The organism is Knoellia remsis (assembly GCF_003002895.1).
In the GTDB taxonomy this organism is placed as follows: Bacteria; Actinomycetota; Actinomycetes; order Actinomycetales; family Dermatophilaceae; genus Knoellia; species Knoellia remsis.
Genome location: NZ_PVTI01000023.1, coordinates 28636 through 42089 on the forward strand (window position 1 = coordinate 28636; position 13454 = coordinate 42089).

Genomic DNA, 13454 nt, shown 5'->3' on the forward strand with positions numbered 1-13454 from the left:
GGGGTCCACGATGCGGGACGCGAGTGCCGGATCGTGGGACTTAACGGCAGGTTGGGTTGTGACCAACATGGTGTTACAGGTCAGGCCGCCGGCCCGACGGACACCGACCGCCTTCCACAGTGAGGACCTGCTCATGGCCACGCTCCGCCTCGGCGACGACGCACCCGACTTCACCGCCCAGACCACCGAGGGCGAGATCAGCTTCCACGACTGGAAGGGCGACGGCTGGGCCGTCCTCTTCAGCCACCCCGCGGACTTCACGCCGGTGTGCACGACCGAGCTCGGTCGCGTCGCGGCACTCAAGGACGAGTGGGCCCAGCGGAACGCCAAGGTGCTCGCCGTCTCCGTGGACGGCATCGACGACCACAACGCCTGGAAGGGTGACATCGAGGAGGTCGGCGGGTCGGCCGTGGACTACCCCATCGTCGCCGATGGGGATCGCAAGGTCGCCGAGCTCTACGACATGATCCACCCGGGCGAGGGCGACACCTCCAGCGTGCGCTCGGTCTTCCTCATCGACCCCAAGGGCAAGGTGCGCCTGTCGCTCACCTACCCCAAGAGTGTCGGCCGCAACTTCGACGAGATCGTGCGCGCGCTCGACGCGCTGCAGGTCAACGACGCGGGGCCGTTCTCCACCCCGGCCGACTGGAAGCAGGGCGAGCGGGTCATCGTCGCGCCGACGGTGTCCACCGAGGACGCCCGGGAGAAGTTCGGCGAGGTCGACGAGGTCAAGCCCTACCTCCGCTACGCCTCCGCCCCCAACTGACCCCGACTGATTGCGACTTCGCAGAGTGAGGAGCGCCGCGACGAACTCTGCGAAGTCGCAATCAGTCGTTCGGTGAGTGGCGGCATACGGGAAGCGGCGTACGTGAGCCAGGCGCGCGGCATACGGTGAGTCCATGGTCGACAGTCCCTCGTCTGACAGCCCCACGCTCGACATCCCGGCCGATCTCGTCCTGCCCGAGGCGGGCACCGGCCCCGGCATCGTGCTCTTCCAGGAGATCTTCGGCGTCACCGACTACATCCGCTCGCGGGCCCGGGACCTCGCGGACCTCGGGTATGCCGTCCTCGTGCCGCACTTCTACGCGCACCTCGGCGACCCGGTCGTCACCGAGGACGAGGGCGGGCTGCCGCGCGCGATGGCGCTGCTCGAGGAGTTCGACTGGCCGCGCGGCGTGCGTGACGGCGTGGGTGCCCTCGAGGCGCTGCGGGCCCACCCGGCGGTCACCGGCGGAGTCGGCCTCGTGGGCTTCTGCTTCGGCGGCGGCCTGGCCTTCAACGTGGCCGCCGAGGCCGAGCTGAAGCCGGACGCGCTGGTGTCGTACTACGGCTCGGCACTGCCGACGCTGCTCGGCATCGCTGCGCAGGTGACGAGCCCGAGCCTGCACCACTTCGGCGACAGCGACTCCTACATCTCGCTCGACACCGTCCGCGAGATCGAGGACGCGGTCACCGAGAACAACGAGGACGTGACGTTCGTCGTCTACCCCGGCGCCGACCACGCGTTCGACAACCCGTCACCGACGTTCCACCACGCCGCCGCGTCCGAGGCGGCGTGGGACGAGACGACGGCCTGGCTGCGGGAGAACCTGCCGGTCTGAGCGGTCGTCCCGTCCGCGACGGGTGGGGCACGTCACGGGAGGGGCACGCGACGGGAGGGATCGCCAGCCGCAGGGACCTCGCCATGCGCCACCCGCGCGACGTGGACGTCCGCGACGTGACAGCTGTCCCGGCTGTCCGGAGCGGACGCTCAGTCGGCGTCCGGGGTCGCCTCGTCGCCGTGCCGTTGTGTCTGCGGGTTCGTGGAGGCCTGTCGGGGGCTGTCGTGCTCGGCCCTTCCCTGCTCGACCGCCGGGGCGTCGTCGGTGGGGTCCTGCTCGGAGAGCAGCTGTCCGAGCAGCTCGGCCGGGATGCGTCGGAAGAGCCGCCGTGCCCGCGTGCGGTCGAGGACGGCGACCTCGAGCGACTCCGGACCGAGCTCACGGTCGGGCCCTCCGGCAGCGTCGAGGGACAGCCCACTGACCGCGAGCCGGAGCGCCGGCCCGAGGCTCATGCCGGGCTGCCAGTGCTGGGTGAGCCGCTCCTCGATCTGGTCCGAGGCGCCGCCCATCGCGACGAGACCGTGCTCGTCGGCGACCGACCCGTCATAGCTGAGCCGGTAGATCTGGTCGCGCGAGGAGTCCTCGCCGACCTCGGCGACGACGATCTCGACCTCGTACGGCTTGGACTCCTGCGTGAAGACCGTTCCGAGGGTCTGCGCGTACGCGTTCGCGAGCCCGCGCGCGGTGACGTCGCTGCGGTCGTAGGAGTAGCCGCGCAGGTCGGCATACCGCACTCCTGCGACGCGGAGGTTCTCGAACTCGTTGTACTTGCCGACCGCGGCGAACGCGATGCGGTCGTAGATCTCGCCGATCTTGTGCAGCGACCGCGACGGGTTCTCGGCGACGAACGCGATCCCGTTGTCGTAGGCGAGGACGACGACGGACCGGCCGCGGGCGATGCCCTTGCGCGCGAAGTCCGCCCGGTCCTTCATGAGCTGCTCGGGCGAGACGTAGAACGGCATACCGGCGCTCATCGGGCACCTCCCTCGTGCTGCTGGGCGTTATGGCCGCCCGTGGGGCCGCCGGATGGGCCAGCCGTGGGGCCGCCGGGTCGCCCACCCGGCCGACCGCCGGGGTTGCCGACCCGTTCGGCGATGATCTGGTCGACGACGGGCGCGACCTGGTCGTCGGGCACGAACCGGGCACCCTCGACGGTGACGAGTGCGACGGTCGGCCAGATTCGCCGGCCCACGTCGGGGCCACCGGTGGCCGAGTCGTCGTCGGCGGCGTCGTAGAGCGCCTCGACGGCGACCCGGACCGCCTGCTCCGGCGTCATGTCGGGTCGGTACAGCTTCTTGAGCGAGCCGCGCGCGAAGAGCGACCCGGAGCCGACGCTGTGGTGGTCGTGCTCCTCGTAGCAGCCGCCCGTGACGTCGTAGGAGAAGATCCGGCCGATCCGCTCCTGCAGGTCGTAGCCGGCGAACACCGGGACGACCGAGAGGCCCTGCATCGCCATGCCGAGGTTGCCGCGGATCATCGACGCGAGCCGATTGGCCTTGCCCTCGAGGGACATCAGCGCGCCCTCGATCTTCTCGTAGTGCTCGAGCTCGACCTGGAAGAGCCGCACGAGCTCGATCGCGAGACCGGCCGTGCCGGCGATACCGACGACGGAGAACTCGTCGGTCGCGAAGACCTTCTCCATGTCGCGGTTGGCGATGATGTTGCCCATCGTCGCGCGCCGGTCACCGGCCATGAGCACGCCACCGTCGAACGTCAGCGTGACGATCGTCGTGCCGTGCGGAGCGTCGATGGTGCCGCCCGGTGGCAGGCCCCGGCGCGACGGGATGAGGCTTGGCTCGTGCTCGGCCACGAAGTCCGTGAACGATGAGGAACCCGTTCTCAGGTATGCCGCGGGGAGACCTCCGTCGCCCGCCGCTGGTCGCTGCCGGGTCACTGGCCGCCCTTCTGGACGAACCCGCGCACGAACTCCTCGGCGTTGGACTCGAGGACCCCGTCGATCTCGTCGAGGATGTCGTCGATGTCGGTGTCCTGCGCCTGCGCCGCGGGCGCCGCCGGGACGGGCTCGGGCGTGTCGTCGGGACCGTCGTCGCGTCGCTGGGGCTTGACCTGCTCCTGGCCGGCCATGGGCTCCTCCTCGTGTCGGGACTGTGGCTTCGGACCGGGCGTCTCGGGGTCGAGTCGCCTCGGGACCGGGTCACCGTGCGTTCACCGTGGGCACCGGCGTCGATGCCCTGATCCGACGAGCCTAGTCGCCGCGACCGTCGGCCGCGGCGAGGGAGGCCAGCAGTGACCGGATGTCGGGCGCTCCCTCCACGAGGTCACCCACGGCGTCCTTGGTCCCGCGCAGCGGTTCGAGGATGGGGATGCGCTGCAGCGCCCGCTCCCCCGGCAGCTCGACGACGACGGAGTCCCACGACGCGGCCATGACGGCGTCGGGGAACTTGCGCAGGCACGCGCCACGGAACCACGCCCGGGTGTCCTCGGGCGCCTCGTCCATCGCCCGGGCCGCCTCCGCCTCGGGGACGAGCACCTCGACGCGACCGGTCGCGGCAAGCCGGTTGGCCAGCCCGCGGTCGGCGCGCACGTCGGACCACTGGATGTCGACGGCCTTGAGCCGCGGGTCGCCCCACCCGAGGGAGTCGCGCTCGCGGTAGCCCTCGAGGACGCTGAGCTTGGCGACCCAGTCGACCCAGCGGCGGGCGTCCATCGGGTCGCCCTCGAGAGCCGTGAGGACGGTGTTCCACCAGCGGAGCACCTCGGCGGTGTCGTCGTCGACGTCGCCACCGAGCCGGTCGTCCACCCAGCGGGCGGCGAGCTCGTGGTAGGTCCGGAGCAGCTCGACCCCGCGGACGGTGCGGCCGTCGGCGAGCTCGATGGTCGCCTGCAGCGTGGGGTCGTGCGAGACCGTCTGGAGAGCCCGAACCGGCTGTCGCACAGTCAGATCCGTCGTCGCGCTCGTCAGCCAGTCGTCCTCGATCATGCCGAGGACGAGTGAGGTGGCGCCGAGCTTGAGCAGGTTCGCGACGTCGCAGTGGTTCGCGTCGCCAAGGATGACGTGGAGCCGCCGGTAGAGGTCGGCGACGGCGTGCGGCTCGTCGCGGGTGTTGATGATCGGCCGCTTCAACGTCGTCTCGAGCCCCACCTCGGTCTCGAAGAAGTCACTGCGCTGCGCGAGCTGGTAGCCGATCGTGCGGGAGTCGACCCCGATGCCGACCCGGCCGGACCCGCACATGACCTGACGGACGACGAAGAACGGCGTGAGCTGGGCGATGATCCGCGAGAACGGCGTCCGGCGCGACATGAGGTAGTTCTCGTGCGTGCCGTAGGACTGGCCCTTGCCGTCGGTGTTGTTCTTGTAGAGGTTGACCCCGGGCGGCATCGTCGCGAGCCGGGCCACCGCCTCGCGCATGACGAGCTCTCCGGCCTTGTCCCACACCACGCCGTCGCGGGGGTTCGTCACCTCCGGCGAGGAGTACTCCGGGTGGGCGTGGTCGACGTAGAGCCGGGCCCCGTTGGTGAGGACGACGTTGGCCATCGTCGGGTCCTCGACGTCGGTGAGCTGGCTCGGGTGCGCCACTCCCCTGCCCATGTCGAACCCCCGAGCGTCGCGCAGCGGCGCCTCATCCGCGTAGTCCCACGATGCCTGCGCGGGACGTATGCCGCGGCTCGCGGCATACGTCGTGACGACGTCACCGGAGAGGACCATCGGGTTCGCGTTCGGCTGCCCCGGCACCGAGATGCCGTACTCCGTCTCGATGCCCATGACCCGTCGAACCGACATGGCCGCGACAGTAGCAACGGCACGAGAGGCTCGCGCGCACGCACACCGGAACTCCGTCGCGGTAGGCGGGCGGACGGCATACTGCCGCGTATGCGCAACTATCGCGGGATGGCACCGGTGACGACGGCTGCCGTGGCCGTCATCGACCGGATGCGGCAGCCGGTCGAGACGATGGATGACGCGGACCGGCAGAAGGCCCGGGCCGAGGTCTACCCGCGCGTGCCGCCGTGGTCGTGGGTCACGGGGAAGGTCGACCGCGGCGTCGGGATCACGTTCGGGACGGCGCCCGCGCGGGACGGCTACGAAATCCCGCTGCGGATCTACCGGCCGCGATCCATCCGCGACTCCCAGACCGACGTGCCCGTCATCGTCTACTTCCACGGTGGCGGCTGGGTGCTCGGCAACGTCGTCAACTACGACCCGCTGTGCACGCACCTCGCGGCCCGGGTCGGTGCCGTTGTCGTGTCGGTGGACTACCGGATGGGGCCCGAGCACGCAGCGCCGGTGGCCGCCCACGACGCGGTCGACGCCACGACGTGGGTCGCTGCCCAGTCGGACGTGCTCCGCGCCGACGCACACCGGCTGGCCGTGGCCGGGGACTCCGCCGGCGGCAACCTCGCGACCGTCGTCGCGCAGGTCGTCGGCGCGTCGGGCGCGGACTGGATCCGGCACCAGGCGCTCATCTACCCCGCGACGGACATGACCTTCGGGTCGCCGTCGATCGAGGAACACGCCGATGCCCCGATCCTCACCAAGGCGTCGATGGTCGCGTTCCGTGAGCTGTATGCCGCGGGGCAGGACTGGCGTGACCCGCTCCTGTCGCCGTTGTTCGGTGTGCTGGAGGGGCTGCCGCCGGCGCTGGTGCAGACGGCCGACCTCGACCCGATCCGCGACGACGGGGTGCGGTATGCGGACGCGCTGCGGATCGCGGGGGTAAGCGTGCGGCATACGAACTACCTGCGCGTGCCGCACGGGTTCGCGTCGTTCCCCGGCGCGTGCGCGGCCGGTGAGCAGCACCGATGGGAGCTCGTGTCCGAACTGCGACGTCATCTCGGGTGAGTCTCCCGCTCGCGCGGCGTCAACGCTTAGGGTCAGGGCATGCGAGAGATCGTCGTCTTCTCCGGCAGTGCGCACCCGGGGCTGGCCCGGCAGATCTGTGACCGTCTCGGGGTGCCGCTCTCGCCCGTCGACATCAAGCGGTTCAGCAACGACTGCCTCCAGGCGCAGCTGCTCGCGAACTGCCGCCAGCGCGACGTCTACATCGTCCAGCCGCTCGTGCCCCCGACGCAGGAGCACCTCATGGAGCTGCTCCTCATGATCGACGCGGCGCGGGGTGCGTCGGCTGCGCAGATCACCGCCGTCATCCCGCACTTCGCGTATGCCCGCTCGGACAAGAAGGATGCCTCGCGCATCTCGCTCGGTGGTCGCCTCGTCGCCGACCTCATCGCGACGTCGGGCGCGCACCGCGTGCTGACGATGAACCTGCATGCGCCGCAGGTGCATGGGTTCTTCTCGGTGCCCGTGGACCACCTCACGGCGCTCGGGGTGCTCGCGGACCACTTCCGCGGGACGGACCTCACGGACTCCGTCGTCGTGTCACCGGACCTCGGCAACGCCAAGGAGGCGACCCAGTTCTCGCGGCTGCTCGGTCTGCCGGTCGCGGCCGGGAGCAAGCAGCGCAAGAGCGACGACAAGGTGGTCATCGACTCGATCGTCGGCGACGTCGCGGGGAAGAGGGCGATCGTGCTCGACGACGAGATCGCGACCGGTGGCTCGATCATCGAGTTGCTCGACAAGCTGGCGGAGGTGGGCGTGACCGAGGCGGCGGTGGCGTGCACGCACGGGCTGTTCGCGGGGCGCGCGGTGGAGCGGTTGCGCTCGCACCCCATGGTGTCGCAGGTCGTGACGACGGACACCGTGCCGTCGCCGGCCGGTTGGCCCGAGCTGCAGGTGCGCACCGTGTCGGGGTTGTTCGCCGAGGCGATCACGCGGATCCACGGGGGTGAGTCGGTGAGCATCCTCTTCGACGGGGTCGACCCGACGCACGCGCCGCCGCAGGGTTCGCTCTTCGACAAGGTGGGTGGTTGAGGTGGGACGGTTCGTTCCGGTGCTGCTCGACGTCGTGGCCGTCGTGGTGTTCGCTGTGGTGGGGCGGCGCTCGCACGCGGAGGGGCTGACGCTGAGTGGCGTGCTGCAGACGGCCGGGCCGTTCCTCGTGGGGACGGCGGCGGGTTGGCTGCTCGCGTCGGTGACCTTGGACGTCTCGCCGCGGTCGTGGCAGTTCGGTGTCGTCGTCGTGGCGGCGACCGTCGTGGTCGGGATGCTGCTGCGTCGGCTGGCCGCGGCCGGCACGGCGCCGTCGTTCATCGTCGTGGCGACGGTGTTCCTCGCGGTGACGATGCTCGGCTGGCGCCTGCTCGCCCGCCTCGTCAACTGACGTGACCAGCTTCGTCGCCTGTCGTTGCCCTCTCCGTCAGCTGAGGGGTACCCCCGGACCGTCGTAGCCCCACGCGGCCGCATCCTCGTGTGGCCCGAGGCGAACCGGAGCACCGACGAGAAGGTGGATGCGCGCGCCAGCGACGAGCAGGTCCATGGACTCGACCGCAGGTGCCAGAACGACACCAATGAACAGGGTCGAGTCCACGCCTTCGCTGCCATCCGCGACGTCGCCGTAGAGTCGTGGCTCGCTCGCTCCGGTCCCGGCGATGAGGGTGAGTACCTTCTCGAGGTTCTCGGTCAACCGCCGCCCGATCGGCCCCGGGAACCGGTCGTCGACCAAAGCCGCTCCACCAGCCTCCCGGGTGTTCCTCAGGCTCCATTCGAGTTCATACCCGCACACGGCGACGAGTCGCTCCAGCGCGGCGACCGTCGGCTGTTGACGCCCCGACTCGTAGCGCGCGACCACCCCCTGTGTCACCCCGGCGCGCTCGGCGAGCTCATCCTGGCTGAGCCGCTGAAGTCGGCGCGCACGGCGCAGCACGTCGCGCGCGGTGCTCGATGCGTTGGGGCGAGACGTGCGCGGTGCTCCGAGGCGAGAAGTGCCACGTGGGCCCTGATGCGCTGCGGGAGTCATGGGTCAAGACTGCTCGACACGACCAGTTTCGCCGCCGACTTTTCCACAGCCAGCTGCCGACCGACCCTGACGACCACGGGGGGCACAGCTCGCTCGACCTCCACACGCCCCTCTTGGACCCATGGCCTATAGGTACGCAATCTACGTATCTATAGGCCATGCGTCTGGAGAGCGGACATGTCGATTCACCTGGCCGCCCGCTGACGGCCTGGTCGGCGCGGGCTCGGACGGGGCTACGGCCTAGAGATACTGGCCGGTGTTGGCGATGTTGGCGATGGACCGGCCGGGCTCGTTGCCCTCCTTGGTCTTGATGAGGGTGCGGATGTAGACGATCCGCTCCCCCTTCTTGCCGGAGATGCGCGCCCAGTCGTCGGGGTTGGTCGTGTTAGGCAGGTCCTCGTTCTCCTTGAACTCGTCGACGAGGCTCTGCAGCAGGTGGTCGACCCGCAGACCCCGCTGACCGGTCGTCAGCAGGTCCTTGATCGCCATCTTCTTCGCCCGGTCGACGATGTTCTGGATCATCGCGCCGGAGTTGAAGTCCTTGAAGTACAGGACCTCCTTGTCCCCACCGGCGTACGTGACCTCGAGGAACTCGTTCTCCGCGTCCTCGGCATACATGCGCGTCACGACGGCCTCGGTCATCGCCTCGACCGTCGCCTCCGGTGACCCGCCGTTCTCGGCGAGGTCCTCGGGGTGCAGTGGGAGGTCGGCGGTGAGGTACTTGCCGAAGATCTCCGTCGCGGCCTCGGCGTCGGGCCGCTCGATCTTGATCTTCACGTCGAGCCGGCCGGGGCGCAGGATCGCGGGGTCGATCATGTCCTCGCGGTTCGAGGCGCCGATGACGATGACGTTCTCGAGGCCCTCGACTCCGTCGATCTCGGACAGCAGCTGCGGCACGATCGTCGTCTCGACGTCCGACGAGACCCCCGAGCCGCGGGTGCGGAACAGCGAGTCCATCTCGTCGAAGAACACGACGACGGGCAGGCCCTCGTTGGACTTCTCCCGCGCCCGCTGGAAGATCAGCCGGATGTGCCGCTCGGTCTCCCCGACGTACTTGTTGAGCAGCTCGGGTCCCTTGATGTTGAGGAAGTAGCTCTTGCCGGGCTCACGGCCCTCCTTCTCCGCGATCTTGCGCGAGAGCGACGCAGCCACGGCCTTGGCGATCATCGTCTTGCCGCAGCCGGGCGGGCCGTAGAGGAGCACTCCCTTCGGCGGCTTGAGGTGGTGCTCGGTGAACAGGTCCGGGTGCAGGTAGGGCAGCTCGACGGCGTCGCGGATGAGCTCGATCTGCCCCGACAGCCCACCGATGTCCTGGTAGTCGATGTCCGGGACCTCCTCGAGGACGAGGTCGGCGACCTCGGCCTTCGGGATCTGCTCGTAGACGAAGGCGCTGCGCGGCTCCATGAGCAGCGCATCCCCGACGCGCAGGTGCACGTCCGCGAGCGAAGCGGCCACCCGGCATACGCGCTCCTCGTCGGCGCGCGACAGCACGAGGACGCGGTCCTCGCCCAGCAGCTCCTTGAGCAGCACGACCTCGCCCGCGCGCTCCCACCCGTGGACAGCGACGACATTCATCGCCTCGTTGAGCATGACCTCGCGGCCGACCTCGATCTCGTGCGGCTCGATCGTCGGGCTCACCGCGACGTGCATCTTGCGACCGCCGGTGAGGACGTCGACGGTCTTGTCGTCGAACGTCTCGACAACGACGCCGTACCCGGACGGCGGCTGGCCGAGGCGGTCGACCTCGGTCTTGAGGGTGACGATCTGCTCGCGGGCGTCCTTGAGGGTGCGCACGAGGCGCTCGTTCTGGGCCGAGACGGTGCCGAGCTGCGAGCGCAGGTCGGTCACGGTGTCCTCGAGGCGGCGCACGGCACCACTCTCGCCGGGCGGTGGGGTCTGGCTCATGACGGGCCTCCTCAGGTGTGGCTCTCCCTCAACGCTAACCCGTGAGCCCGCGCCGCACCTTCCTGACTCGCTTGTCGGACGGGACACGTTCACCGATGGCCTCCGCGGTCCACTCGTCGTCGGGGACGCCGGCGAAGCCCGGTTCCGGTGACGGCGGGGTCGCCGTCGAGTCGTCCGTATGCCGTCCGCTCGGGGTCGTCGTCGGCGCGCCGTCCGCTCTGCTCACCTCGGCGGTCTCACCGGTCTCGGTGGCCTCGTACCCCTTGCCCGGGCGGCGGGTCCGGCGCGGCGGCGTCACGCCCGGTGCGAGCAGTCGCGTCGTGATGAGGAAGCCGGTGTGGCCGTGCATCCGGTGCTGCGGGCGTACTGCGAGGCCCTCGAGGTGCCAGCCGCGCACGAGGGACTCCCACGCGTTCGGCTCGGTCCACCGGCCCGCGTCGCGCATCGCCTCGGCGACCTTGGACAGCTGGGTCGCCGTCGCGACGTAGCAGATGAGCACGCCACCGGGGGCGAGCGCCTCGGCGACGACGTCGAGGCACTCCCACGGGGCGAGCATGTCGAGGACGACGCGGTCGACGGTCCCCGGCTCCACCGTCACAGGCAGCGCCTCGACGAGGTCGCCGACGGTCACGGTCCACGCCGGGTGGTCCTCACCGAAGTAGGCGCGCGCGTTGGCCTTCGCGATGTCGGCGAAGTCCTCACGCCGCTCGAACGAGTGCACCCGCCCCGACTCGCCCACGGCCCGGAGCAGCGACATCGACAGGGCGCCCGAGCCCACGCCCGCCTCGACGACGACCGCGCCGGGGAAGATGTCGGCCATCGTGACGATCTGGCCCGCGTCCTTGGGGTAGACGACCGCGGCACCGCGTGGCATGGACATGACGTAGTCCGCGAGGAGCGGCCGGAGCGCGAGGTACTCGAAGCCCGCCGTGTTGGTCACCGTCGTGCCGTCGGGCGCGCCGATGAGGTCGTCGTGGAGCAGGTAGCCCCGGTGGGTGTGGAACTGCTTGCCCGGGGCGAGCGTGATGGTGTGCATCCGCCCCTTGGCGTCGGTGAGCTGCACCCGCTCCCCTTCGGCGAAGGGTCCACGTCGCAGGTCGGCACCGGTCGCAGTCATGGCCGGTGAGTCTAGTTGTCGCCCGACCTCGCCCCGGTCACGAGGTCAGCGGCCCTCGAGGACGGCGTTGACGGCCTCCACCGTCGCGATGCCGAGCACGCGGCCGGCCTCGTCGACCGCGACGACGACCGGGCTCTGCGACTCCTGGATCGCCGTCACAACCTCGGTGAGGTCGTCGTCGCGGCGCGTCGTCGCGACCCAGCCGGCCGGCTGCACCCGGGCCAGCGCCGACACCGGCGTCGAGACCCAGCGGTCGCGCGGGACGTTCGCGGCGTCCTGGGGGAAGACGAGCGACTGCGGGGCGCCCCGGTCGTCCACGACGACGGCGAGCCCGCCTGTCGCGGCGGTTGTCTCGAGCACGTCCCCGGCGCGCACGACCGGCACGGGACGCACGACCTGGGCGACCGTGCCGCGGCCGAGCATGCGGCGGGCCTGGCCGGTCCGGATCGCCGCGGTCGCGCCCTGCCACATGAACATCCCGACGAGGGCCATCCAGATGAGCGAGGTCAGCGACGGCTGGTGGCCGAGGACGAGCGGGCGCACGACGAACCACAGCAGCACGCCGACCGTGACGACCCGTCCGGTCCATCCGGCGGCGATGAGGCCGGTCTCCCGGCTGCCGGTGACCTTCCAGACGAGGGCGTCGACGAGCTGTCCACCGTCGAGCGGCAGCCCGGGCAGCAGGTTGAAGGCGGCGAGCAGGACGTTGACGAACGCGACGCCGAAGAGCATCCGCTGCGGGATGTCGGCGGTGACGGCGTTCGAGGCGACCCAGGCCACGGCACCGAGCGCGAAGTTCGAGATCGGGCCGACGATCGCGATGAGCGCGGCCTTGCCCGGTGTCGAGAGGCGTCCGTCGTATGCCGTGTGCCCACCCCACAGGTCGGCCACGACGCGGTGGACCGGCAGTCCGACGCCGCGGGCTGCCGCGGCGTGCGCCCCCTCGTGGACGAGGACGGAGACGAGGAGCGCCACGGCATACACGCCACCGAGCAGGTAGGCGGTGCTACCCAGCTCAGGTGACCCGCTGCCCACGACGAAGGTGATCACCGCCGCAAGGAGCAGCCAGCTGGCGCCGATGACGACCGGGACGCCACCGATCCGGGCGATGACGAGACCGGACGGGGTCGTCTCGGTGGCGGGCGCACTCATAGGCGTCAGGGTACGGGTCCAGACCGCTTGCCTATGACTCGTGCCCGGTGACGTTCTCGCATGGCGCGCACGGGCGACTGCCCCTAGCGTGACGACCGCGAGCACCCGCGGCCCCGTGGGCACCGCATCGACCGAAAGGGTTCGACACGTCATGGCCGACAAGCCCACCATCGTCCTCGTCCACGGCTTCTGGGGAGGCGCCGCCCACTGGGCCGGCGTCATCAACGAGCTGACCCAGCGCGGCTACGACAAGATCCGCGCCGTCGAGCTGCCGCTCACCGGTCTCGCCGACGACGCCGAGCGCACCCGCAAGATGGTCGCCCAGGTCGACGGACCCGTCGTCCTCGTCGGCCACTCCTACGGCGGGGCCGTCATCACCGAGGCAGGCGACCAGCCCAACGTCCAGGGCCTCGTCTACGTCGCGGCCTTCGCCCCGGACGCCGGCGAGTCGCCCGGCCAGATCAGTGAGGAGCACAAGCCGGCCGCGTTCGACGCCATCGCGCCGGACTCCGACGGCTACCTCTGGATCGCCCAGGACAAGTACCGCGAGAGCTTCGCCCAGGACCTCGACGAGGAGCAGGCCCACGTCATGGCGGTCACCCAGAAGGCGCCGCTCGGCTCGACGTTCGGCGACGCCGTCACCGCTCCCGCGTGGAAGAACAAGCCGGTCTGGTACCAGGTCTCGACCCAGGACCGGATGATCGACCCGGATAACGAGCGCCGCATGGCGGAGCGGATGAACCCCAAGAAGGTCATCGAGCTCGACGCCTCCCACGCGTCGCTGGCCTCGCAGCCCGCCGCGATCTGCGACCTCATCGACGAGGCCGTCGCCGCGCTCTGACGTCACGGAGACATGGCGTCCGT

The 13454-nt window shown here is 70.4% G+C and carries 13 protein-coding genes and 1 pseudogene; 6 read left to right on the forward strand and 8 right to left on the reverse strand.

The genetic code is table 11. The features are described 5' to 3' along the window. The first annotated feature begins 133 nt into the window (after positions 1–133). Together BCF74_RS13055 and BCF74_RS13060 are read left to right on the forward strand one after the other, a co-directional pair. Positions 134–766, forward strand: coding sequence for a peroxiredoxin (locus tag BCF74_RS13055; RefSeq protein WP_106298397.1), 633 nt, complete (start codon positions 134–136; stop codon positions 764–766). A gap of 133 nt (positions 767–899) precedes the next feature. Next, positions 900–1601, forward strand: a complete 702-nt coding sequence (locus BCF74_RS13060) for a dienelactone hydrolase family protein (protein ID WP_106298398.1) — start codon at positions 900–902, stop codon at positions 1599–1601. A gap of 149 nt (positions 1602–1750) precedes the next feature. On the opposite strand, the gene prcA is transcribed toward BCF74_RS13060, so the two are convergent. The 4 genes from prcA to dop all read right to left on the reverse strand — a co-directional run bounded on the left by prcA (position 1751) and on the right by dop (position 5343). Beyond that, positions 1751–2575, reverse strand: a complete 825-nt coding sequence (gene prcA / locus BCF74_RS13065; protein ID WP_245889350.1) for a proteasome subunit alpha — start codon at positions 2573–2575, stop codon at positions 1751–1753. Further along, complete coding sequence (gene prcB, locus BCF74_RS13070; RefSeq protein WP_106298400.1) at positions 2572–3495, reverse strand: proteasome subunit beta; 924 nt, start codon at positions 3493–3495, stop codon at positions 2572–2574. Before prcB ends, prcA begins: the two co-directional genes overlap by 4 nt. Further along, the gene (locus BCF74_RS13075) at positions 3492–3686 is read right to left on the reverse strand and encodes a ubiquitin-like protein Pup (RefSeq protein ID WP_106298401.1); all 195 of its coding nucleotides are present in this window, start codon (positions 3684–3686) and stop codon (positions 3492–3494) included. The genes prcB and BCF74_RS13075 overlap by 4 nt, the downstream gene beginning before the upstream one ends. 121 nt (positions 3687–3807) lie before the next feature. Continuing rightward, complete coding sequence (gene dop / locus BCF74_RS13080) at positions 3808–5343, reverse strand: depupylase/deamidase Dop (RefSeq protein ID WP_106298402.1); 1536 nt, start codon at positions 5341–5343, stop codon at positions 3808–3810. A gap of 90 nt (positions 5344–5433) precedes the next feature. Here dop and BCF74_RS13085 point away from each other — a divergent pair, with 90 nt between their 5' ends. The 3 genes from BCF74_RS13085 to BCF74_RS13095 are packed head-to-tail and all read left to right on the forward strand — an operon-like array spanning position 5434 to position 7780. Next, the gene (locus BCF74_RS13085; protein WP_106298403.1) at positions 5434–6402 is read left to right on the forward strand and encodes an alpha/beta hydrolase; all 969 of its coding nucleotides are present in this window, start codon (positions 5434–5436) and stop codon (positions 6400–6402) included. A 39-nt stretch (positions 6403–6441) separates the two neighbouring features. Continuing rightward, positions 6442–7431 carry a ribose-phosphate diphosphokinase gene (locus tag BCF74_RS13090; protein ID WP_106298404.1) on the forward strand — a complete coding sequence of 330 codons (990 nt, stop codon included), beginning with the start codon at positions 6442–6444 and terminating at the stop codon, positions 7429–7431. A gap of 1 nt (position 7432) precedes the next feature. Next, complete coding sequence (locus BCF74_RS13095; protein WP_106298405.1) at positions 7433–7780, forward strand: DUF3054 domain-containing protein; 348 nt, start codon at positions 7433–7435, stop codon at positions 7778–7780. 36 nt (positions 7781–7816) lie between these two features. Here BCF74_RS13095 and BCF74_RS13100 read toward each other — a convergent pair whose 3' ends face one another. The 4 genes and pseudogenes from BCF74_RS13100 to BCF74_RS13115 form a co-directional block, all read right to left on the reverse strand. Next, complete coding sequence (locus BCF74_RS13100) at positions 7817–8323, reverse strand: helix-turn-helix domain-containing protein (RefSeq protein WP_146132967.1); 507 nt, start codon at positions 8321–8323, stop codon at positions 7817–7819. A gap of 333 nt (positions 8324–8656) precedes the next feature. Further along, positions 8657–10349, reverse strand: a pseudogene (gene arc, locus BCF74_RS13105) (proteasome ATPase); the annotation flags it as partial. A 6-nt stretch (positions 10350–10355) separates the two neighbouring features. Then, on the reverse strand, positions 10356–11438 hold the full coding sequence (locus BCF74_RS13110) for a tRNA (adenine-N1)-methyltransferase (protein WP_106298408.1): 1083 nt from the start codon (positions 11436–11438) through the stop codon (positions 10356–10358). A 45-nt stretch (positions 11439–11483) separates the two neighbouring features. Continuing rightward, positions 11484–12590 (reverse strand): site-2 protease family protein, encoded by a 1107-nt coding sequence (locus BCF74_RS13115; RefSeq protein ID WP_106298409.1) that lies wholly within the window; start codon positions 12588–12590, stop codon positions 11484–11486. 151 nt (positions 12591–12741) lie between these two features. Here BCF74_RS13115 and BCF74_RS13120 point away from each other — a divergent pair, with 151 nt between their 5' ends. Next, positions 12742–13431 carry an alpha/beta hydrolase gene (locus BCF74_RS13120; RefSeq protein ID WP_106298410.1) on the forward strand — a complete coding sequence of 230 codons (690 nt, stop codon included), beginning with the start codon at positions 12742–12744 and terminating at the stop codon, positions 13429–13431. The last annotated feature ends 23 nt before the right edge of the window (positions 13432–13454 follow it).